The organism is Actinorugispora endophytica (assembly GCF_004363075.1).
GTDB classification, from domain to species: domain Bacteria; phylum Actinomycetota; class Actinomycetes; order Streptosporangiales; family Streptosporangiaceae; genus Actinorugispora; species Actinorugispora endophytica.
Map to the genome: position 1 here is coordinate 23,336 of NZ_SNYN01000006.1, position 20,111 is coordinate 43,446.

Here is a 20,111-nt window from a genome sequence, read left to right on the forward strand (position 1 = left end):
GGGGCGACCGCCCCGCCGGACCAGCGTCGACCACAGTGGACAGTGGAAGGGCGCGGCCCCGGTCCGGGAGGACCGCCGGCCCGACCACGACCACGACCACGGAGAGGAACCCGTGCGCATGACCACCACCCCCACGACCCGGGACGACTGCGCCGAGCGGGACGCCGCAGACCCGCTGGCACGCTTCCGGGACGAGTTCGCGCTTCCCGACGGAATCGTCTACCTCGACGGCAACTCCCTCGGCGCGCTGCCCAGGGCCACCCCCGGCCGGGTCGCGGACGTGGTCGAGCGCGAATGGGGACGACACCTCGTCGCGAGCTGGAACGACGCGGGCTGGTGGGACAAGCCGCGCACCCTCGGCGCCGCGCTCGCGCCGCTGGTGGGGGCCGGGGCCGACGAGGTCGTGGTGGGCGACGGAACCTCGGCGAACCTGTTCAAGACGCTGGTCGCGGCGCTGCGGCTCAACCCCGGACGCCGCGTGGTGGTGGGGGAGGAGGGGAACTTCCCCACCGACCTGTACATCACCCAGGGCGTCGTGGAGCTGTTCGAGGGCGCGAGCACCCGGCTGGTCGGCGAGGACGACGCCGGACTCGCCGCCGCGCTGGAGCCCGGCGACGTCGCCGTGGTGCTGCTCAGCCAGGTGGACTACCGCACCGGCGCGCTGCGCGACATGGCCGCCGCCACCGAGCTCGCGCACGCCCACGGCGCGCTCGTCGTGTGGGACCTGTGCCACAGCGTCGGCGCGCTGCCCATCGCGCTGTCCGAGGCGGGCGCGGACTTCGCCGTGGGCTGCACCTACAAGTACCTCAACGCGGGTCCGGGCGCGCCCGCCTTCACCTACGTGGCCCGCCGCCACCACGCCACCGCGCGCCAGCCCCTCACCGGCTGGCACGGCCACGCCGAGCCCTTCGGGTTCACGGGGGAGTACGTCCCGGCGCCCGGGGCGAGCCGGTTCCTCAGCGGGTCGCAGCCGCTGGTCGCGGCCGCCGCGCTGGAGGCGAGCCTGGACATCTGGGCGCGCGTGGACATGGCCGGGGTCCGCGCCAAGAGCCTGGCCATGACCGACCTGTTCCTGGAGCTCACCGCCGGGACCGGCCTGGAGCCGGTCACCCCCGCCGAGCACGCCCGGCGCGGCAGCCAGGTGTCGCTGCGCCACCCCGACGGCTACCCGATCGTCCGGGCGCTCGCCGAGCGCGGCGTCATCGGGGACTTCCGCGCCCCCGACGTCCTGCGCTTCGGCTTCACCCCGCTGTACCTGCGCTACGTGGACGTGTACGACGCCGCCGCCGCCCTGGTCGACGTCCTGAAGACGGGGGAGTGGCGCGAGCCCCGCTTCGACGTCCGCGCCCAGGTCACCTAGTCCGTCTTCCCCGCCGGTCGTGGCCTTTCCGGGGGCTCGGAGGCGGTCGAGACCCCGGAAGGGCCACGACCACCGGGGCGGCCGCCGCGGACCGGGCGCCCGCGCGGCGCGGAGTGACTCATGTCTCCTCCCGGCCTCCGGGTTCTCCCCGATCCCCGGCCCCACAAGGGAAGGCGGGCCGCGCGGAGTGTGGCGGAGCGCTCGCGGCCAGTCGTTTTACCTTTTTCTGTCGCATTCCGGGACAACACGTGGGTTAGAGTCCACGTGATCGGTTCGTGATCTAACTGTGGCCACATTTGGGTCAACCGATGTCGACCCCCGCGCGTCATCGACGTCCGCGGGGAGCAGGACCCGTCCCGCGCGGTGCTGAGCGCCTCCAGCGCTCCGCTGCTCCCCTGCCCGCCGTCCAACGGCGGCCGCGCCGAGCGTCTGACCGCCAGTCACGACGCGCCCCCGTCCGCCCGGGCCGCTCACCCCTGCCCGCGAGAACCGGCCGAAGCCGGGACGGTCCTGCCCGACCCCTGTCGCCGACCCCTTCCTCACTCTCATGAACCCTTCCACTGGAACCGACGACGTGCTGCTGCACGGCGAGGTCAAAGCCTCCTACTTCTGGGACGACGGATCCGGGATCAACGGTGACACCGGCGCGCCCGCCTCCGGCGAACCAATGCAGAAAGGCCTGTTCGCGGCCCCGAGCTGGCCGCTCGGCACCAAGGGCTACGTCGTCTACGAGGGCCGGACGGCCGACTTCTTCATCGGCGACCGCGGCCCCGGGGACCCGTCCGCGGACTGCGGCGTGATGCTCGACATGGACGGCCAGACCTTCGCCGAGCTGACCGGCGAGTCCTGGAACGACACCAGCTACACCGTCAGCGGCGGCGCGGGCCACATCGACGTGGAGTACTTCGTCACCGAGTGGGGCAGCGGCAACGGGACCGAGGGCACGCCGCACCCCTTCCAGAACCCGTCAGCCCCCTGCGAGAGCGCGGTCTCCCCGGTGCCCGCCTCCGATACCGGGGAATCGGCGGAGACCCAGGAGGCCCAGGAGGCCGAGGCGTCCGAACCCGCGGAGCAGGAGCGGCAGGAGCAGGCGCCCGACGAGTCCGGGGCCCCGGAGGAGGAGGAGTCCGGGGACGAGGCCCAGGCCCCGGCCGCCGCCGGGGAGGAGGCCCCGCCCGCCTCCGGCGGGGAGACCGGGAGCGCCGGCTCCGACGTCCCCGCGGACACGGGGGACGCCACGAGCGGGACCGTCGGCCAGCACGCGCTCGCCCTCGTCGCCGACGAGATGCCGATGCTCTCGGGCGGCCTCACCCTCGCCGGCGTCACCGCCGTGGCACTGGCCGCGGTCGCGGCCAAGCGGGCCGCCGCCGCGGCGTCGGACCGCGTCAGGGGCCGCCACCGCAAGCCCTCCCGGTTCTCCCGCGAGGCGAAGGCCACCACCTGACGGATCCGTGCCCCGTGCCCCGGGCGCGGGGCACGGATCCGGTCAGACCTCGCCCAGCAGCAACTCCGGCCGCTCCACGAGGTCGGCGACGAAGCGCAGGAAGCCGCCCGCCTCCTCCCCGTCGCAGACGCGGTGGTCGAAGGCCAGGGTCAGCTCGGTGACCGGGCGGACGGCCAGCTCGTCGTCGACCACCCAGGGGCGCTTGACGATCCGGCCCATGCCCAGGATCGCGGCCTCGGGGTGGTTGATGATGGCCGCCGAGCCGTCCACGCCGAACACGCCGTAGTTGTTGACGGTGAACGTGCCGCCCGTCAGGTCGGCCGGGGCCAGCGTTCCGGCCCGCGCCGAGTCGGTGAGGCCGCGCAGCGCCGCCGACAGCTCCCGCGTGGTCATCGCGTGCGCGTCGTGCGCCACCGGCACCACCAGCCCGCGCGGGGTCCGCGCCGCGAACCCCAGGTTCACCCGCGCCAGCCGCACGATCTCGGACCGCTCGGAGTCCACCCGGGAGTTCAGCGCGGGGAAGCGGCGCAGCCCCGCCACGCAGAACCGGGCCAGCAGCGCCAGCAGGCTCACCGGCCGCTCCGGATCCGCCGCGTTCAGCGCCGCGCGCACCGCCAGCAGGCCGCCGGCGTCGGCGTCCACCCACACCGTCGCCTCCGGGATCTCCCGACGCGACCGCGAGAACCGGTCCGCCGCCGCGCGGCGGGCGCCCCGCAGCGCGACGCGCTCGTCGCCCCGCTCCGCCCGGTCCGGGGCCGCGGCCTTCGGCGGCGCCGTGTCGGCCCCGCGGGCCGCGTCCCGCGCGCCACGCCGGTAGGCCAGCACCGCCTCGACGTCCCGGCGCAGCACCAGCCCGCCCCCGCCGCTCCCGGTCAGGGCGGTGACGTCCACCCCGTGCTCGCGGGCGATCCGGCGCACCAGCGGGGACACCACCGGAGTGCGGCCGCCCGGACGGGCCGGGGAGGCGGACGGGGCCCCGGACGCCGTTGTCCCGGGCCCGTCCGGTGCGAGGACGCGCCCGGTCCGGCGCCGCCGCCCGCCCTCGCTCGTGCCGTACCCCACCAGGACCGCGCCGGAGCCCGAACCGCCGGGGGCGGCGCCGTCGCCGCCCCCGCCGGGCTCCGCCGGGCCGTCCGAGCGGGCCTCCGGCACGACGGCCCCGGGGACGCGCGGACCGGCGCGCCGATCCGAGGCCGCGGTATCGACACTGACCAGGGGGGACCCGACCGCGATCACGTCCCCTTCCGCGCCGTGCAGCGCGGTCACCCGGCCCGCGTACGGGCACGGGACCTCCACGACCGCCTTGGCGGTCTCCACCTCGGCCACCGGCTGGTCCACCGCGACCGCGTCACCGGGGGCGACCAGCCACCGCACGACCTCGGCGTCGGCCAGGCCCTCGCCCAGGTCGGGCAGCGGGAAGTCCCTGACGGCGCCCGCCGCGCTCACGCGCCCACCTCCGCCACCGGGAGCGGCTCGCCCGCCGCCCCGGCCCGCGCCCCGGGGGACACCCAGCGCGACTCCCACTGCAACCGCGCGATCGCGTCCAGGATCCGGTCCACCCCCGGCAGGTGGTGCTCCTCGAGCCGGGGCGGCGGGTACGGGATGTCGAACCCGCCCACCCGGAGTACCGGGGCCTCCAGGTAGTGGAAGCACCGCTCGGTCACCCGGGCCGCCACCTCGGCGCCGTAGCCGCCGAACACGGGGGCCTCGTGCACCACGACGGCGCGCCCGGTCCCGCGCACCGAGTCCGCCACGGTGGCGTCGTCGAAGGGGGACAGGCCGCGCAGGTCCACCACCTCGACGCCGACGCCCTCGGCGGCGGCCGCCTCGGCGGTCTCCAGCGCGGTGGCCACCGTCGGCCCGTAGGCGATCAGCGTGACGTCGGAGCCGCGCCGCCGCACCACCGCCCGGTCCATCGGCTCGGTGCGGGTCCCGCGCTCCACCTCGCCCTTGGTCCAGTAGCGCCGCTTGGGCTCCAGGAACACCACGGGGTCGGGGCTCTCGACCGCCTCGCGCAGCATCGAGTAGGCGTCCGCCGGGGTCGACGGGGTCACCACCCGCAGCCCGGGCGTGTGCGCGTAGTAGGCCTCCGAGGAGTCGCTGTGGTGCTCGACCCCGCCGATCCCGCCGCCGTAGGGGACGCGGATCACCATCGGCAGCGACACCCGGCCGCGGGTGCGGTTGCGCGTCTTCGCCACGTGCGAGACGACCTGTTCGAACGCCGGGTACCCGAAGGCGTCGAACTGCATCTCCACGACCGGGCGCAGCCCGTACATCGCCATGCCCACCGCCGTGCCCACGATCCCGGCCTCGGCCAGCGGCGAGTCGAAGCAGCGGTCCTCGCCGAACTCCGCGGTCAGCCCGTCGGTCACCCGGAACACCCCGCCCAGCGGGCCCACGTCCTCCCCGTACACGACCACGCTCGGGTCCTCGGCGAGCGCGTCCCGCAGGGCCAGGTTCAGGGCCTGCGCCATGGTCGTCTCAGCCATGCCCCGCCTCCTTCCGGACCTCGTCGCGCAGCGCCGCCCGCTGCTCGGTCAGCTGCGCCGTCGGCGCGGCGAGCACGTGCGCGAACAGCTCGTCCGGGTCCGGCGCGTCCTCGTCCGCCATCCGCTCGCGCAGGTCGGCGGCGAGCTCCTCGCCCTCCTGGGTGAAGCCCGCCAGCGCCGCGTCGTCCAGCCGCCCCTCCGCGCGCAGCAGCGCCGTCAACCGGTCCACCGGATCGCGTGCGCGCCAGCGCTCGACCTCGGCGTCGTCGCGGTAGCGCTGGGGCGCGTCGGAGTTGGTGTGCGGGTCCATCCGGTACGTCCGCGCCTCGACGATGGCCGGCCCCCGCCCGGCGCGCGCATCGGCCAGCGCGCGCGAGACCACCGCGTACACGGCGGCGGCGTCGTTGCCGTCCACGTGGTGGCCGCGCATGCCGTACCCGATGGCCTTGTGCGCGAGCGTGGGCGCCCTGGACTGCTTGCGCACCGGAACGCTGATCGCCCACTGGTTGTTCTGGACCAGGAAGACCACGGGCGCGTTCCACACGGCGGCGAAGTTGTACGCCTCGTGCGCGTCGCCCTCGCTGGTCGCGCCGTCGCCCATCATCACCAGCGCGGCCAGGTCCGAGCCCGCGCGGCGCGCGGCGTGGGCCAGGCCCACCGCGTGCGGCGCGTTGGTGGCCAGCGGCGTGCACTGGGGCGCGCAGCGGTACCGGTTGGGGTCGTACCCGCTGTGCCAGTCCCCGCGCAGCAGGGTCAGCACCCCGACCGGGTCCACTCCCCGGGTGACCAGCGCGACGCTGTCCCGGTAGGTGGGGAACAGCCAGTCGTCCGCGCGCATCGCCAGCACGCCGCCGACCTGGCACGCCTCCTGCCCGAAGGAGGACGGGTAGACCGCGAGCCGCCCCTGCCGGGCGAGCGCGCCCGCCTGCCGGTCGAAGCGGCGCCCGACGACCATCCCGCGCAGCAGCCTCAGCAGGACGGCGTGGTCGGGGGAGTGGTGGACGGGGTCGTCCACGCGCCGTCCGCGCTGGTCGACGAGGCGGATGGGTTCCAGAGAGGGCAGCGGTGGAGAAGCCTGGTCGGGTCGGTCGTCGGTGCGCTCCATGTCTTGAATATGATCTGGATCACCCCATAGTGTCCATGAGTCGGTTCCAAACGCGGACGGACGGCCGGTTCCGCGCCCGTGGGCCGCAGACCGTCCACGAAGTCCACGACGTGGACGGTGTGAGGTGAGACACATGGCCGTCGACCTTGACGACGTCGACCGCGACATCATCGAGCTGCTGCGCGCCGACGGCCGGATGTCGATCCGGGCCGTCGCCGAGCGCGCGCACATCTCCCGGGCCAACGCCTACGCCCGCCTGGACCGGCTCCGACGGGAGGGCGTGATCAGGGGGTTCACCGCCGTCGTCGACCCGGAGAAGTGCGGGGTGGGCCTGGCCGCGTACGTCTCGGTGCGCATCGAGCAGCACTCCTGGGAGCTGTTCCGCGACCACCTCCGCGACATCCCCGAGGTCGACCACGCGGCCCTGGTCTCCGGCGACGTCGACCTGCTCCTCCTGGTCCGGGTCGCCGACGCCGCCGCGCTGCGCGTCTTCGTGCTGGAGCGGCTCCAGCGGATCCCCGAGGTGCGCTCGACCCAGACGATGTTCATCCTGGACGAGCCGCGCCTGCGCGGTCCCCGGGACTGATCCGGGGACGCGCGGAGGGGCCCGGTGGGATGCTGGGCGGAGTCGTCCCCCCGAGAGAGGAAGGTGCCCGTCGATGGCGGAGGGCAGGGAAGCGGCGGAGCGGTACCGGTCGCGGGTGCGCGGCTGCCTGCTGGGCGGGGCGGTCGGCGACGCGCTCGGCGCCCCCGTGGAGTTCAGGACGCTCGACGGCATCCGGGCCGAGCACGGTCCGGCCGGGGTGCGCGACTACGCGGGCGGTACGGCCCCCGGGTACGGGCGGATCACCGACGACACCCAGATGACGCTGTGGACCGTGGAGGGGCTGATCCGGGCCCGCAACGGGGATCGGGGCCCTGGCTTCGACCCCGTCCCCGCCGTCCACGACGCCTACCTGCGCTGGTACCGCACCCAGTGTTCGAGGGAGCCCGTGTGGGAGCCTTCCGGGTGGCTCCAGGGGCGGGCGTGGCTGTACGCCCGGCGCGCGCCGGGCAACACCTGCCTGGGGGCGCTGGGAGAGGCCGGGAACGGGGCCCAGGGCAGGGGCGAGCGGGCCGCGAACGACTCGAAGGGCTGCGGCGGCGTCATGCGCAGCGCCCCCTTCGGCCTGCTCCCGGCCGGGCACGGCGACGACGACGTCTTCGACTGGGCCGAGCGGGCGGCCGGGCTCACCCACGGGCACCCCACCGGTTCGCTGGCCTCGGGCGCGCTGGCGCTGCTGGTCCGCCGCCTCGTCGAGGGCGACGAGCTGGACGCCGCGCTGGACGCGGTCCTGGCCGCGCTGGCCCGGCGGCCCGGCCACGAGGAGACCACCCGGGCGCTGGAGGCGGCGCGCGCCGCGGCCGGCGGCGGCGCGGTGTCGGCCGAGACCGTCGAGAGCCTGGGCGGCGGCTGGGTCGCCGAAGAGGCCCTGGCCATCGCGGTGTACGCGGCGCTGGCGCACCCCGGTCCGGAGGAGTTCGCCGACGCGCTCGCCCTGTCGGTCACCCACTCGGGCGACAGCGACTCCACCGGCGCGGTCTGCGGCAACATCCTGGGCGCCCTGCACGGCGAGACCGCGCTGCCCCCGCTCCTGGCCCCCTGGGTGGAGGGACGCGGGGACCTGCTGGAACTGGCCGACGACCTCGTCTGGGCGTTCGCCCCCGGAAGCGGCCCGCTCCGCGCGTCCCCGCGATGGCTGGAGCGGTACCCGGCGGACTGAGAGGCCCCGGGCCCGCCGGGGCGCGGGAAACCGCGCCGCGGCGGTTCGAGGGCCGGTCCCGCCCCCACCCGGAATGACCACGGGCTTTCCGCCCTTCCAGGCCCCGAGACGGGCGGAAAGCCCACGACCGCCAACGAAACCCCCACGCGACGGAGACCGCGCCCGGGCGCGTGGAGCTCCTCGAGGGCCTCCGGTAGCCCGCCGCGTCCGCCGGACCGGCCTGTGGACAACCCGGGCGCCGTCCCCCGGAAGGTGCGTAGCATCCCTGGTGGTGGTCGCCGGGACCACGGAACGGGGGCGGCACATGGACGCGGGGCACGGCGGGGGACGGCGCGGGTACGGGCGCCGGGACGGGGGAGCGCGGGGCGGCCGCGAGCCCGAGCCGATCCGCGGGCGGCGCGACGCCGAGCGGCTCGAGGACGAGATCCGCCGCATGGACGGCGCCTCCTACGGCCGGTACAGGTCGCTGGGCGGGGACTGGGACTTCGGTGGTTTCACCCTCACCGTGGAAAGGGTCCAGGCCGACCCCTTCGCCCCGCCCTCCCGGCTCCTCGTGCGGATCCCCGCCGACACCGCGGGCCTGCCCGGGCACGCCTGGCTCGACCCGGTGCGCCGCCGCGCCACGGCCGACCACCTGGCCCGCCGCGCCCGGCGGGTCCTCAAGGGCACCCGCTCGCGGATCGACGCGGGCGGGCAGCAGGTCATCGACCGCTCCTCCTGCCAGATCCGCGAAGGCGGAATCCACCTGCGCCTGGGCGTGGAGCTGCCCGGGCACGGCCGCCGCGTCGACGCCCGCGGGGCCGTCCGCGAACTCTGCGGGACCGTCCCCGACCTGGTGGACGCGGTCGTGTGGGAGGCGCTGGACGCCGCCGAGGCCACCGCCTTCGCCGACGTCGTCGAGGACGCCGTCGCGCTGCGCGCCCGGCTCGCCGGCCTCGGCCTGGTCGCGTTCGTCGCCGACGGCGCCGTCCTGCCCCGCGCCAGCGGCGTCAGCGACCTGCCGATGCGCGGAGCCGTCCCGTTCGCCTCGCCCGAGAGCCTGCGCGTCACCGTGTCCCTGCCGCACCGCGGCGAGGTCACCGGAATGGGGATCCCCGAAGGCGTCACGCTCATCGTCGGCGGCGGCTTCCACGGCAAGTCCACCCTCCTGCACGCCCTCGAGCGCGGCGTCTACGAGCACGTGCCGGGCGACGGCCGCGAACTCGTCGCCACCCGCTCCGACGCCGTGAAGATCCGCGCCGAGGAGGGGCGCCGGGTCGAGCGTACCGACGTCAGCGCGTTCGTGCGCAACCTGCCCACCGGCGCGGACACCCGGGACTTCAGCACCGACAACGCCTCGGGGTCGACGTCCCAGGCCGCCAACATCGCGGAGGCCATCGAGGCGGGCACCTCCGTCCTCCTGGTGGACGAGGACACCACCGCCACCAACCTGATGGTCCGCGACGCCCGCATGCAGGAGCTCGTGCACGGCGACCGCGAACCCCTCACCCCGTTCGTCGACCTCGTCCGGCCGCTGCGCCGCGACCACGGGGTCTCCACCGTCCTGGTCATGGGCGCCAGCGGTGACTACTTCGACGTCGCCGACCACGTGGTCATGCTGGACGCCTACCGCGCCCGCGACGTCACCGAACAGGCCAGGACCCTGGCCGCGCCGCGCCGCGACGCCGGTTTCCCCGCGCCCGCGCACCGGGTCGCGGACCCCGCCTCGGTGGACGACACCGCGCGCGGGCGCAGCCGGATCAAGCGCCGCGACATGGACGTGCTCACATTCGGCGAGACCGACATCGACCTGCGCCACATCGCCCAGCTCGTGGACCCCGCCCAGGTGGTCGGGCTGGGGCTGGCCCTGCGGCTCCTCGCGCGCGAGCGCCTCCTGGACGGGCGGCGCACCGTCGCCGAGGCCCTCGACCTGCTGGACGCGCGCCTGGACGCCGAAGGCGTCACCTGCCTGGGCGGCGGCCACCCCGGCGACTACGCGTTCGTGCGCCGCCAGGAGGTCGCCGCCGCCCTCAACCGGCTGCGCACCCTCGAAGTCCGAGATCAGCGGTAACAGGGAAATAGTGCGGGGGTGTGCCGGGTTGTAGCCGATGACGTGCATTACGGGCATGTGCCCGCGGGTCGCTATCCTGAAGACCCGATCGCACGGAGTTGAGAACGGAGACCCGTCCAGGTGCGAGATCCCGCTGATCTCTACGAGCTTCGCCCCGAGCCTCCCGAGCTGTCCGCGCCGGTAATGCTGGTGTCGCTGAACGGCTTCATGGACGCGGGCTCGGCCGGTAAACAGGCCGCGGCCAGTCTTTTCGAGGAGTTCGAGGCCACCGAGATCGCCGCCTTCGACATCGACGGCCTCCTGGACTACCGCTCGCGGCGCCCAGTCATGACCTTCGACGAGACGGCCTGGGTCGAATACGCCGACCCCGCGCTCTCCCTCTACCTCATGCGCGACGCCGAGGGAACGCCGTTCCTGCTGCTGAACGGGCTGGAGCCCGACCGCGAGTGGGAGGCGTTCGCCGCCGCGGTGCGCCAACTCGTCGAACGCTTCTCGGTGAGCCTCACGGTCGGCTTCTACGGGGTGCCCATGGCTGTGCCGCACACCCGCCCCGCCACCGTCACCGCGCACGCCACCCGCGCCGACCTCGTCGCCGAGCACACACCGTGGCTGGGCCGCGTCCAGGTGCCCGGCCACGCCATGGGGCTGGTCGAGTACCGCCTGGGCCAGGCCGGCCACGACGCCATCGGATACGCCGTGCACGTGCCGAGCTACCTCGCCCAGTCGGAGTACCCGCGCGCCGCGATCGCCGCGCTCGAGTACGTCGCGGGGGCGACCGGCCTGGTCCTGCCCACGGAGAAGCTCGCCAACGAGGCCCAGGGCACCGACGTCGAGATCGAGAAACAGGTCGAGGCCTCCGACGAGGTCCAGCGCGTGGTGCGCAACCTGGAGGAGCAGTACGACGACTTCATGTCCACCCGGACCGGGTTCGTCGACGTCGAGCCGCTGCTGGGCGGCGACGAGTCGGACCTTCCCACCGCCGACGAACTCGGCGCGGAACTCGAACGGTACCTCGCCGAACGCGACCGCGGCTCAGAAGGATAACCACTCACCGTGCTGTACCAGCTGCTCTTCCACGCCGTCCTCCGGCGCCTGGACGCCGAGAAGGCGCACCAACTGAGTTTCGCGGGGCTGCGCGCGGTCACCGCGGTGCCGGGGGCCGCCCGCGCGATGGAACGCGTCCTGGGCCCGCGCGAGCCCGAACTCCGGGTGCGCGCGCTCGGACTGGACTTCGCGGGCCCCCTCGGCATGGCCGCCGGGTTCGACAAGAACGCCCGGGGCGTCCAGGGGCTCGTCGCCCTGGGCTTCAGCCACGTGGAGATCGGCACCGTCACCGCGCGGCCGCAGCCGGGCAACCCCGCCCCGAGGCTGTTCCGCCTGGTCCCCGACCGCGCCATCGTGAACCGGATGGGCTTCAACAACGAGGGGTCGGCCGCGGTGTCGGCGCGCCTGCGCGCCCAGCGCGCCAAGCACCCCCGACGCCTCGTCATCGGCGCGAACATCGGCAAGACCAAGGTGGTGCCCGAAGCCGAGGCCGTGGGCGACTACGTGACGAGCGCGCGCCGCTTCGCCGACATCGCCGACTACATCGCGGTCAACGTCAGCTCGCCGAACACGCCCGGCCTGCGGAACCTGCAGGCCGTCGAGCACCTGCGCCCGCTGCTGAGCGAGGTGCGCCGCACCCTCGACGAGGCCGGCCGCGCGGACCTGCCGCTGCTGGTCAAGATCGCTCCCGACCTCGCGGACCCCGACGTGGACGCCGTCGCCGACCTCGCCCTGGAGCTGGGCCTGCACGGCATCATCGCCACCAACACCACCGTCTCCCGCGAGGGCCTGGCCACCGATCCCGAAACCGTCGCCGGGATCGGGGCGGGCGGGCTGTCCGGCGCGCCGCTCAAGGACCGCTCGCTGGAGGTACTGCGCCGCCTGCGCGCCCGCGTGGGCGACAGGCTGCTGCTCATCGCGGTGGGCGGGATCGAGACCCCCGAGGACGCCTGGGCGCGCATCCGCTCCGGGGCCACCCTCGTGCAGGGCTACACCGGCCTCGTCTACGGGGGCCCGTTCTGGCCCCGCCGCATCCACCGGGGCCTCGCCGCGCTCGCCCGGCGCGACGGGTACACCTCGATCGCCGACGCGGTCGGCGCCGACGTCCACCCGGCGGGCAGCGGGGCCGCCCACCCCTAGCGGACGCGGGGGTGCTTTCCCCGCTGGTCGTGACCTTTCCGGGGGCTCGACCACCTCCGAGACCCCGAAAAGGTCGAGATCGCCAGGAAGGCCGCCACGGACCGGACGCTAGGAGTGCGCCATCAGGGGGAGGGACTCGTCGAGTTCGGCGCCCAGCAGCGGGCCGGTGAGGTCGCCCGGGCGCACCCGGACACCGGTCACGCGTTCGGCCAGGGCCAGCAGGGCCGGGCTCGGGTCGGTCTCCTCGGGGTCGGTCTCGCCGGTCAGGCCGAGGACGCGCAGGTCCTCGGCGAGGGCGTCGGGGTGCGAACCGAGGCGCCGGTCGGGCGAGCGCGCGTCGAAGAAGGTCCGCAGGGCCCCGTCGGCCACCCACCGGAACTCGTACCGGTGCTCCATGACCACCCGGACGCACACCAGCTCGGTCCCGGCCGACAGCCTCCGGTACACCGACGGCCGGGTCGAGCGGCAGCCGGTCGGCTCCACGACGACGGTCCACCCGTCCAGGCGCAGCGCGTGCGCGGTGAGCGGGGGAGCCTCCTCGGCGCACAGGCCGGCCTCCACCGCCTCGGCGATGGGCAGCGAGCGCAGGGCCCGCTCGTCCACGCCCAGCCGGTGCAGCGCCTCGGTCCTGGAAAGCCCCCTGACGTAGCACAGGCAGTAGGCCTCGGCCAGATCAGGCTGGCTCTCCTGCAGCCAGGCGTAGTCGCGGGCGTACACAGCGGACATCAGCCCGTCCCTTCCGGAAGTCTCGGGTGTACCCGGCGCCGGGAACCGGCGCTGTGCTCGTTCGGCGTGGGAGGGGCGCGAACGGGGAATGAGGGGTGGGCGCCGACGGCCGGTCGGCCGGGACACCGGTCCCGGCCGGGGTGTGCGTTCGGAAAAACCCACGATCTACTACCCTACGCTCGTCTCCGGGCTTTCCGTGACAGGGGGCCCGGCAGAGTAGGACGTGCCCGGTTCCGTGTCGCCCAGTAGTTGCCCGACGGTGACCATCGTGTAGCCCCGCTCGTCCAGCCCCTCCAGGATCGAGGGGACCGCGTCCACGGTGGTGGAGTGGATGTCGTGCATCAGCACGATCGAACCGGGCTGGACCGCGTCCAGGGCCCGCTTGGAGACCACGCCGGAGTCGCGGTCCCGCCAGTCGTTGGTGTCGACGCTCCACAGGATCTCGGCCATGCCGTGCTCCGCGGAGACCTCCGCGACCGTGTCGTCGGTCGCGCCGTACGGCGGGCGCATCAGGTCCGGGGTGTAGCCGGTCTCCCGCCGGATCAGCGCGTTGACGGTGCGCAGCTCCGCGTCCACGCCCTCCGCCGACAGCGTCGTCAGGTCGGGGTGGCGCACCGTGTGGTTGGCGATCTCGTGGCCCTCGGCGTACGCGCGGCGTACGAGCAGCGGGTGCTCGCGGACCGGCTCTCCCGTCACGAAGAAGGTGGCCCGGGCGTCCTTCCCGGCGAGCATGTCGAGCAGCTCGCCCGTGCGCGCCCCGGGGCCGTCGTCGAAGGTCAGCGCCACGCACTTGGAGTCGGGAGAGGAGCAGTCCACGCTGTCGCCACGCGGCGTGAGCACGCCGGGGACGGCCGATTCCGGTCCGGGCGCGGGCGTCGCGGGAGCGGGGGAGGCGGGCGTGGCGGGCAGCGCGAAGTCCGGCGTCACCACGGTGGCCGCCGCCTTCGCGCGCCGGCCGAGGTCCGACAGCAGGGGGTCCGCCTCGTCGGAGGGCACCACGGCGACCACCCGGTCCTCCGAGACCGGTGCGACGGAGCCGGCGTCGAACTCCACCACCAGGTCGCCCGCGGGGTTGAAGCCGATCGAGTCGTACAGCCCCAGGATCGGGTGGACCGAGGCGCCGTCCACACCGTCCCGGCCGTCCAGCTCGTCCTTGACGGCCTCGTTGAGCCGGTCGAGTTCGGCCTGTCCGGCGAGCAGTTCGGTGGAGTGCGCGGTGTACCCCGAGGCGCCGTCGTACCAGTAGGTGGAGTACCCGGTGCGCGGCCCCTCGGAGTCCTCCTCGTCCTGGGTGAAGCGCACCCCCACCACGTCGCCGCCCGCCGCGGTCAGCTCCCATCCCATCGCGAAGCTCACCGCCCCCGGATTCGCGGCCCTGAAGTCGTCGAGCTCGCGCGCGGTGGCGTCGCCCAGGAACTCGGTCAGGGGGGCCGCGCCCGGCACCACCGGGTAGGCGACGTCCACGTCGATCCCGTCGCCCTCGGTGGATGACTCCTCCTCCAGGCCCGGCACCAGCGAGCGGTCCACGACCGTCAACTCGTCGGGCTCCCCCGAGACCGGGGTGGGCGGGGGAGACTCGTCGCCCGCCACCGGCTCCGCGGTGTCCCCCGGAGCGCAGGCGCCCAGCAGCAGGACCGCGGAGGCGGCCGTCGCGGCGGCGCGGACAGGGAACGGGAGCGCGGTGAGGTTGTTCGTCAAGGGAAGGTCTTTCTCACGGTCGTCGAAGGGGGCTGGACACCCCGTATGTCGCGTTGCGACACTGTTCGGTTCGCGATTATTCGCTCTTTCCGAAATATCCGTCGAATCCCAAGGTAGAAGCGGCCTCTGACAGTCCGGGAGCCGGGGGGCCGCGGCCGGGGGGCGCGGCCTATACTCCTGAGCGCGGTTGGTTCACGTCCGGCATCCGGTCGGACGTGTCGCAAGAGGGAACCCGGTGCGAATCCGGGACTGCCCCGCAGCGGTATGTGGGAACGAAAGCCGTCACCAGCACTGGACGCCGCCAGGCGCCCGGGAAGCGACGGCCGGTAGGAGGCGCCGAGCGCCGCGCCCACGAGTCCGAAGACCTGCCACCGCCCGCGGCCGCGCCACGCGTCCGCGGTGGTCCGAGGCCCCGAGGGAGGGCCGGACGACGACGGGCAGGCGGGCCACCGCCGCGTCCGCGCGTTCGCGTGGTCTCCTCCTTCGCGGCCTCGACCGAGGCGCTTCGACGAGGGAGAGAAAGCTCACCATGCGAACCCGAACCCGAATCCCCGCCCCCGCTCCGGGGGAGGCGCGATGAGCACCACCGTCCTGGGCTACCCGCGTATCGGAGACCGGCGCGAACTCAAGCGCGCCAGCGAGTCCTACTGGGCGGGCCGGTCGACCGCCGCCGAACTGGACGCGGTCGGCGCCGCGCTGCGCCGCGGGACGTGGGAGTCCCTGAGGGCGACCGGGATCGAGCAGATCCCGTCCAACACCTTCTCCTACTACGACCAGGTCCTGGACACCGCGGTCCTGTTCGGCCTGGTCCCCCCGCGCTTCGCGGAGGCCGGCGCGGGCCGGCCCGCGCGCGAGGCCGAGCTGGAGCGCTACTTCGCCATGGCCCGGGGGTGCGATGGCGCCCCGGCGATGGAGATGACCAAGTGGTTCGACACCAACTACCACTACCTGGTGCCCGAGCTCTCGCCCGAGACCCGGCCGCGCCTGGTCGGGCGCAAGCCGCTCTCGGAGTACGTCCAGGCCAAGGGCCTGGGCATCGAGACGCGCCCCGTCCTGGTCGGCCCGCTGACCTTCCTGATGCTGGCCAAGAACGCTGCCGGGGCGCCCGAGGGCTGGGACCGGTTGGAGCTGCTCGACGAGCTCGTCGACGGCTACGCCGAACTGCTCGGATTCCTCGCCGCGGCCGGGGCCGGGTGGGTCCAGTTCGACGAGCCGATCCTGGTCACCGAGGCCGGGACCGCGGTGACGGCGGAACTGGAGCGCGCCTACGACCGCCTCGGCTCCCTCGCGGAGCGCCCCCGGATCCTGGTGGCGACCTACTTCGAGGCCCCCGGCGCCAGGGCGCTGGAGGTGCTCAAGCGGAGCCCGGTCGAGGCCGTGGGCCTGGACCTCACCGCCCCGCGCACGCTGGAGGTGCTGAGCTCGGTCGCCGGGCTGGGCGACAAGACCCTGTACGCGGGGGTCGTGGACGGCCGCAACGTCTGGCGCGCCGACATCGGCGCGGCGCTGTCCGTCCTCACCTCGGTGCTCGGCCTGGCCGAGCGGGTGGTGGTGGGCACGAGCTGCTCGCTCCTGCACGTCCCCGTCGACCTGGACGCGGAGACGGGTCTGGACCCGGCGCTGCGCTCCCGGCTGGCCTTTGCCCGGCAGAAGGCCGCCGAGGTGGTGCTGCTGGACCGCTGCCTGACCGACGGCGGCGCGGAGGCCGCCGCGGCGCTGGCCGAGGCCCGCGCGGCCGACGCCGCCAAGCCCCCGCCGGGCTTCGTCGACCAGCGGGTGCGCGCCCGCCTGGACGCGCTGGGCGCCGGAACCGCCCGCGCCGACTACGACCGGCGCCGCAGGGCGCGGGAGGCCGCGGGGGCGCCGCCGCTGCTGCCCACCACCACGATCGGCTCCTTCCCCCAGACCGACGACGTGCGCGCGGCGCGGGCCGGGTACCGGGAGGGGCGCCTGGACCGCGCGGAGTACGAGCGGCGCATGCGCGCCGAGATCGACCGGGTCATCGCGCTCCAGGAGGACATCGGCCTGGACGTGCTCGTGCACGGCGAGCCCGAGCGCAACGACATGGTCCAGTACTTCGCCGAGCAGTTGGGCGGCTACGCGACCACCCGGTACGGCTGGGTGCAGTCCTACGGCTCGCGCTACGTGCGTCCGCCGATCCTGTTCGGCGACGTCTCCCGGCCCGAGCCGATGACGGTCGGGTGGACCACGTACGCCCAGTCGCGCACCGACAAGCCGGTCAAGGGGATGCTCACCGGACCGGTGACCATGCTCGCCTGGTCGTTCGTGCGCGAGGACCAGCCGCTCGCCGAGACAGCCCGCCAGGTCGCGCTGGCGCTGCGGGACGAGATCGCCGACCTGGAGCGGGCCGGGATCCGGCACATCCAGGTCGACGAGGCCGCGCTGCGCGAGCTGCTGCCGTTGCGGGAGGAGGACCGGTCCGCCTACTTCGACTGGGCGATCGGCTCGTTCCGCCTGGCGACCTCGGGCGTGGCCGAGACCACGCGGATCCACTCGCACATGTGCTACTCCGAGTTCGGGCAGATCGTCGCGGCCATCGACGCGCTCGACGCGGACGTGACCAGCGTCGAGGCGGCCCGTTCGCGCATGGAGCTGGTGGACGACCTCGCCGCGATCGGGTACCGGCGCGGGATCGGTCCGGGCGTGTACGACATCCACTCGCCCAGGGTGCCCTCCGTCGAGGAGGTCGAGGCGGCGCTGCGGACGGCGCTGGGCGCGGTCGCACCGGACCGGCTGTGGGTCAACCCCGACTGCGGTCTCAAGACCCGCGGCTACGCCGAGACCGAGGCGGCGCTGCGCGCCATGGTGGAGGCGGCCCGCAGGGTCCGCGCCTCCCTGGCCGAGGGGTGAGCGGCGGGGGCGCCGGGACGACGCGAAGCGTCCCGGCGCCCCCGGGCCGTCAGAACTCCAGCGGGGCGAGGTCGAGCTCGCCCGGGTCCGCGCCCACCCGGCGGCAGGTGTGCGCGGCCACCCGGTGGGCGTGCTCCACGCAGACGGCGAGCCGGGCGTCGGTGAGCGCGGCGAGCCGCTCCCGGCCGCCCGCCCCCAGGGCTCCGGCCTGGCCGAACGCGTCCAGCAGGCCGGCGCAGAACGCGTCGCCCGCGCCCACGGTGTCCACGACCTCAACCGGTGCGGGCGTCAGCGACAGCGGCGCGTCCTCGCGGCCGCGCACCACGACGGTGGTCTGCTCGCCGCCGCGGGTGACGGCCACCAGCACCGGTCCCAGGGCCAGCCAGGAGCGCGCGGTCTCCAGTAGCAGCTCGGAGGAGTCGGGACCCGGTTCGCGCTCGAACAGCCAGTGCACGTCCTCGTCGCTGACCTTGACCACGTCGGCCAGCGCGATCTGGTCCTCCACCCGGGCGCGGGCCCGCGCGGGCTCCCCGGCCAGCGCCGGGCGGATGTTCGGGTCGTAGCTGATGACGGTGCGGCCGCGCTGGCGGGCGGCCCACTCCCGCAGAACGGACGCGCCCGGCTCCATCGCCATCGCCAGCGACCCCAGGTGCAGTGCGGCGACGTCCTCGGGGATCGGGTCGGGCAGCTCGTCCGGTGCCCACTGCCAGTCGGCGGTGCCCTTGACGTAGAAGTCGTAGCTGGCGTGGCCGTGCTCGTCCAGGTTGGCGATGGCCAGCGTGCTGGGCTGCTCGGCGGACACCAGGTCGCGGGTGTCCACCCCGCGCGAGGCCACGTAGGCGCGCAACTGGCGTCCGAAGCGGTCGGAGCCGATGCGCGCCAGCAGTGAGGAGTCCACCCCGAGCCGGGCCAGTGCCACCGCCGTGTTGGCGGGCGCGCCGCCGGGGGCCGAGCGGTAGGTTCCGCTCTCGGAGCTGATGAGGTCGATGAGCGCTTCGCCGACGACGGTGATCAAGTGAGGGGTCCTTTCGGGGCTCAGCGGGGGACCGGGACGGTCCCAGGAGAGTATTCCCGGGGGAGGCCGTTTCTGACAACGTTGACATAGCCGGTCGAACAGAGGCGGGGGCGCGCGGAACCCTCCGCGCGCCCCCGCCTCTCGGGTGCGGTAAGCGCTACAGAACGCCCAGGGCGTCCGCGCCCGCCTGCTTCATGACGTCCTCGACATCGGCGAGGGTCTGAGGGGGCTCGTTGCCGCTCGAGGAGAAGCTGCTGCTGACGCTCCACTCGACCTTGACGACCATGTTGTCCTGGCGGATCAGCACGGTCGTGCGGTTGCCGAGGGAGATGATCTCCTCCTCGGCGAACACGAACACCGACTCGTCGCCGTAGTCGAGGTCCTGCTCCTCGATGACCTTGAGGTCGAAGACGGACTCCTCCTCGTCGGTCGCGTAGTCGTAGTAGAACTCGAAGTCGTCCTCGGCGCCCTCGACCGAGTCCGAACCCACGTAGGGGGTCTTGTACTCCACCGACAGGGTGCCGTACTCGTCGTCGGCCGACACCGTGCTCCAGGAGCAGGAGGAGGTGCTGTCGGTGATGGTCTTGCTGGGGTCCTCGGCGCCGAACTGGGAGAGCGTGCCCTCGGGAAGGCCGGCGCAGGGGTCCTCGGGGACCGAGTAGGGGGGTTCGCCCTGGGCGCCGGTGTCGCCCTCGGGCTCTCCGGCGGGTTCCTCGGACGGCGCCTGCTGGGCGCTCTCCTCGGTCCCGGGCGGCTGGGCCACCGGGGGGGTCTCCTCGTCACCGCCGGTGAACAGGACCACGACCACGGCCACGACCAGCAGGACGATGACCACCCCTCCGGCCATCACGACCCACAGGCCCGCGCTGCTCTTGCGGGGCTGCTGCGGCGGGGGGTACCCGGGCACGCCCGGTCCGCCGCCGTACGGGGGCTGGCCGCCCTGGTGGAACATCTGCTGCTGGTCCTGGGGCTGCTGGAACTGCGGCCCGCCCTGACCGGGGTACGGCCCCTGGCCGTACGGCGCCTGCGGCTGGCCCTGGTAGGGCTGCTGACCGCCGGTTCCCTGCTCTCCGTAGGGGGCCTGGTAGGGGCCGCTGGGGTAGCCGGGCTGGCCGCCGGTTCCGGGGTCCGGCTGACCGGGCTGCCCCTGAGGCTGCCCGCCCTGTCCGTGGGCGCCGCCGTAGGCCCCCGACTGTCCTTGGTTACCCTCGCCACCGGGATACTGGGGTGGCTGTGTGTAGGGTCCGTTGTCGCTCATGACTCCCCTCGCGCCAGCTGCGTTGTGATCAGATCTCGGACGCGCGTTGACGCGTTCACGGTTCCATTGCTGTTCTACCCCGTGACCGCGACAACGGCGGATCAGCCGGGGCAAGCCCCTGCGCTCTGCCTGTGGAGAGCTTTGAGAT

General features: G+C 74.4%; 15 protein-coding genes and 1 riboswitch. Of the genes, 8 read left to right on the forward strand and 7 right to left on the reverse strand.

Going from position 1 to position 20,111, the window contains the following annotated elements; genetic code table 11:
- Positions 1-118: 118 nt before the first annotated feature.
- Both kynU and EV190_RS10395 read left to right on the forward strand, forming a co-directional pair.
- Positions 119-1,360 (forward strand): kynureninase, encoded by a 1,242-nt coding sequence (gene kynU / locus EV190_RS10390; RefSeq protein WP_133741303.1) that lies wholly within the window; start codon positions 119-121, stop codon positions 1,358-1,360.
- Positions 1,361-1,907: 547 nt separating this feature from the next.
- Positions 1,908-2,804: a hypothetical protein gene (locus tag EV190_RS10395; RefSeq protein WP_133741304.1), complete on the forward strand. Its 897-nt coding sequence runs from the start codon at positions 1,908-1,910 to the stop codon at positions 2,802-2,804.
- 42 nt (positions 2,805-2,846) lie between these two features.
- Here EV190_RS10395 and EV190_RS10400 read toward each other — a convergent pair whose 3' ends face one another.
- Genes EV190_RS10400 through EV190_RS10410 form a run of 3 tightly spaced genes read right to left on the reverse strand, consistent with a single transcriptional unit; the run spans position 2,847 to position 6,398 of the window.
- Complete coding sequence (locus EV190_RS10400) at positions 2,847-4,250, reverse strand: dihydrolipoamide acetyltransferase family protein (protein ID WP_243742488.1); 1,404 nt, start codon at positions 4,248-4,250, stop codon at positions 2,847-2,849.
- Complete coding sequence (locus EV190_RS10405) at positions 4,247-5,293, reverse strand: alpha-ketoacid dehydrogenase subunit beta (RefSeq protein WP_133741305.1); 1,047 nt, start codon at positions 5,291-5,293, stop codon at positions 4,247-4,249. The genes EV190_RS10400 and EV190_RS10405 overlap by 4 nt, the downstream gene beginning before the upstream one ends.
- Positions 5,286-6,398 (reverse strand): thiamine pyrophosphate-dependent enzyme, encoded by a 1,113-nt coding sequence (locus EV190_RS10410; RefSeq protein ID WP_133741306.1) that lies wholly within the window; start codon positions 6,396-6,398, stop codon positions 5,286-5,288. The genes EV190_RS10405 and EV190_RS10410 overlap by 8 nt, the downstream gene beginning before the upstream one ends.
- 133 nt (positions 6,399-6,531) lie before the next feature.
- On the opposite strand from EV190_RS10410, the gene EV190_RS10415 reads away from it, so the two are divergent.
- The 5 genes from EV190_RS10415 (at position 6,532) to EV190_RS10435 (ending at position 12,395) form a co-directional block, all read left to right on the forward strand.
- Positions 6,532-6,984: an Lrp/AsnC family transcriptional regulator gene (locus tag EV190_RS10415; protein ID WP_133741307.1), complete on the forward strand. Its 453-nt coding sequence runs from the start codon at positions 6,532-6,534 to the stop codon at positions 6,982-6,984.
- Between the two features lie 73 nt (positions 6,985-7,057).
- Positions 7,058-8,161, forward strand: coding sequence for an ADP-ribosylglycohydrolase family protein (locus EV190_RS10420; protein ID WP_133741308.1), 1,104 nt, complete (start codon positions 7,058-7,060; stop codon positions 8,159-8,161).
- Between the two features lie 304 nt (positions 8,162-8,465).
- On the forward strand, positions 8,466-10,211 hold the full coding sequence (locus tag EV190_RS10425; RefSeq protein WP_133741499.1) for an ABC-ATPase domain-containing protein: 1,746 nt from the start codon (positions 8,466-8,468) through the stop codon (positions 10,209-10,211).
- Between the two features lie 120 nt (positions 10,212-10,331).
- Positions 10,332-11,255: a proteasome assembly chaperone family protein gene (locus EV190_RS10430; protein ID WP_133741309.1), complete on the forward strand. Its 924-nt coding sequence runs from the start codon at positions 10,332-10,334 to the stop codon at positions 11,253-11,255.
- Positions 11,256-11,264: 9 nt separating this feature from the next.
- Positions 11,265-12,395, forward strand: a complete 1,131-nt coding sequence (locus tag EV190_RS10435; RefSeq protein ID WP_133741310.1) for a quinone-dependent dihydroorotate dehydrogenase — start codon at positions 11,265-11,267, stop codon at positions 12,393-12,395.
- A gap of 108 nt (positions 12,396-12,503) precedes the next feature.
- Here the strand turns inward: EV190_RS10435 and EV190_RS10440 are convergent, their stop codons facing one another.
- Both EV190_RS10440 and EV190_RS10445 read right to left on the reverse strand, forming a co-directional pair.
- Complete coding sequence (locus tag EV190_RS10440; RefSeq protein WP_133741311.1) at positions 12,504-13,121, reverse strand: DUF6461 domain-containing protein; 618 nt, start codon at positions 13,119-13,121, stop codon at positions 12,504-12,506.
- Positions 13,122-13,289: 168 nt separating this feature from the next.
- Entirely contained in the window at positions 13,290-14,819 is a 1,530-nt protein-coding gene (locus EV190_RS10445) for a polysaccharide deacetylase family protein (protein WP_243742489.1), read from the reverse strand.
- A gap of 170 nt (positions 14,820-14,989) precedes the next feature.
- Positions 14,990-15,206, forward strand: a riboswitch (cobalamin riboswitch).
- A 189-nt stretch (positions 15,207-15,395) separates the two neighbouring features.
- On the opposite strand from EV190_RS10445, the gene metE reads away from it, so the two are divergent.
- Positions 15,396-17,690, forward strand: a complete 2,295-nt coding sequence (metE, locus tag EV190_RS10450) for a 5-methyltetrahydropteroyltriglutamate--homocysteine S-methyltransferase (protein ID WP_133741312.1) — start codon at positions 15,396-15,398, stop codon at positions 17,688-17,690.
- Positions 17,691-17,739: 49 nt separating this feature from the next.
- On the opposite strand, the gene EV190_RS10455 is transcribed toward metE, so the two are convergent.
- Positions 17,740-18,705 (reverse strand): carbohydrate kinase family protein, encoded by a 966-nt coding sequence (locus tag EV190_RS10455; protein WP_133741313.1) that lies wholly within the window; start codon positions 18,703-18,705, stop codon positions 17,740-17,742.
- A gap of 157 nt (positions 18,706-18,862) precedes the next feature.
- Positions 18,863-19,963, reverse strand: coding sequence for a hypothetical protein (locus tag EV190_RS10460; RefSeq protein ID WP_133741314.1), 1,101 nt, complete (start codon positions 19,961-19,963; stop codon positions 18,863-18,865).
- Positions 19,964-20,111 lie beyond the last annotated feature (148 nt).

What these genes read in the sequence shown, in the direction of transcription:
- EV190_RS10460 (WP_133741314.1), bottom strand. Translation starts at nt 19,963, where the DNA reads ATGAGCGACAACGGACCCTACACACAGCCACCCCAGTATCCCGGTGGC.
- EV190_RS10395 (WP_133741304.1), top strand. Translation starts at nt 1,908, where the DNA reads ATGAACCCTTCCACTGGAACCGACGACGTGCTGCTGCACGGCGAGGTC.
- EV190_RS10420 (WP_133741308.1), top strand. Translation starts at nt 7,058, where the DNA reads ATGGCGGAGGGCAGGGAAGCGGCGGAGCGGTACCGGTCGCGGGTGCGC.
- EV190_RS10425 (WP_133741499.1), top strand. Translation starts at nt 8,466, where the DNA reads ATGGACGCGGGGCACGGCGGGGGACGGCGCGGGTACGGGCGCCGGGAC.
- metE (WP_133741312.1), top strand. Translation starts at nt 15,396, where the DNA reads ATGAGCACCACCGTCCTGGGCTACCCGCGTATCGGAGACCGGCGCGAA.
- EV190_RS10440 (WP_133741311.1), bottom strand. Translation starts at nt 13,121, where the DNA reads ATGTCCGCTGTGTACGCCCGCGACTACGCCTGGCTGCAGGAGAGCCAG.
- kynU (WP_133741303.1), top strand. Translation starts at nt 119, where the DNA reads ATGACCACCACCCCCACGACCCGGGACGACTGCGCCGAGCGGGACGCC.
- EV190_RS10410 (WP_133741306.1), bottom strand. Translation starts at nt 6,398, where the DNA reads ATGGAGCGCACCGACGACCGACCCGACCAGGCTTCTCCACCGCTGCCC.
- EV190_RS10405 (WP_133741305.1), bottom strand. Translation starts at nt 5,293, where the DNA reads ATGGCTGAGACGACCATGGCGCAGGCCCTGAACCTGGCCCTGCGGGAC.
- EV190_RS10415 (WP_133741307.1), top strand. Translation starts at nt 6,532, where the DNA reads ATGGCCGTCGACCTTGACGACGTCGACCGCGACATCATCGAGCTGCTG.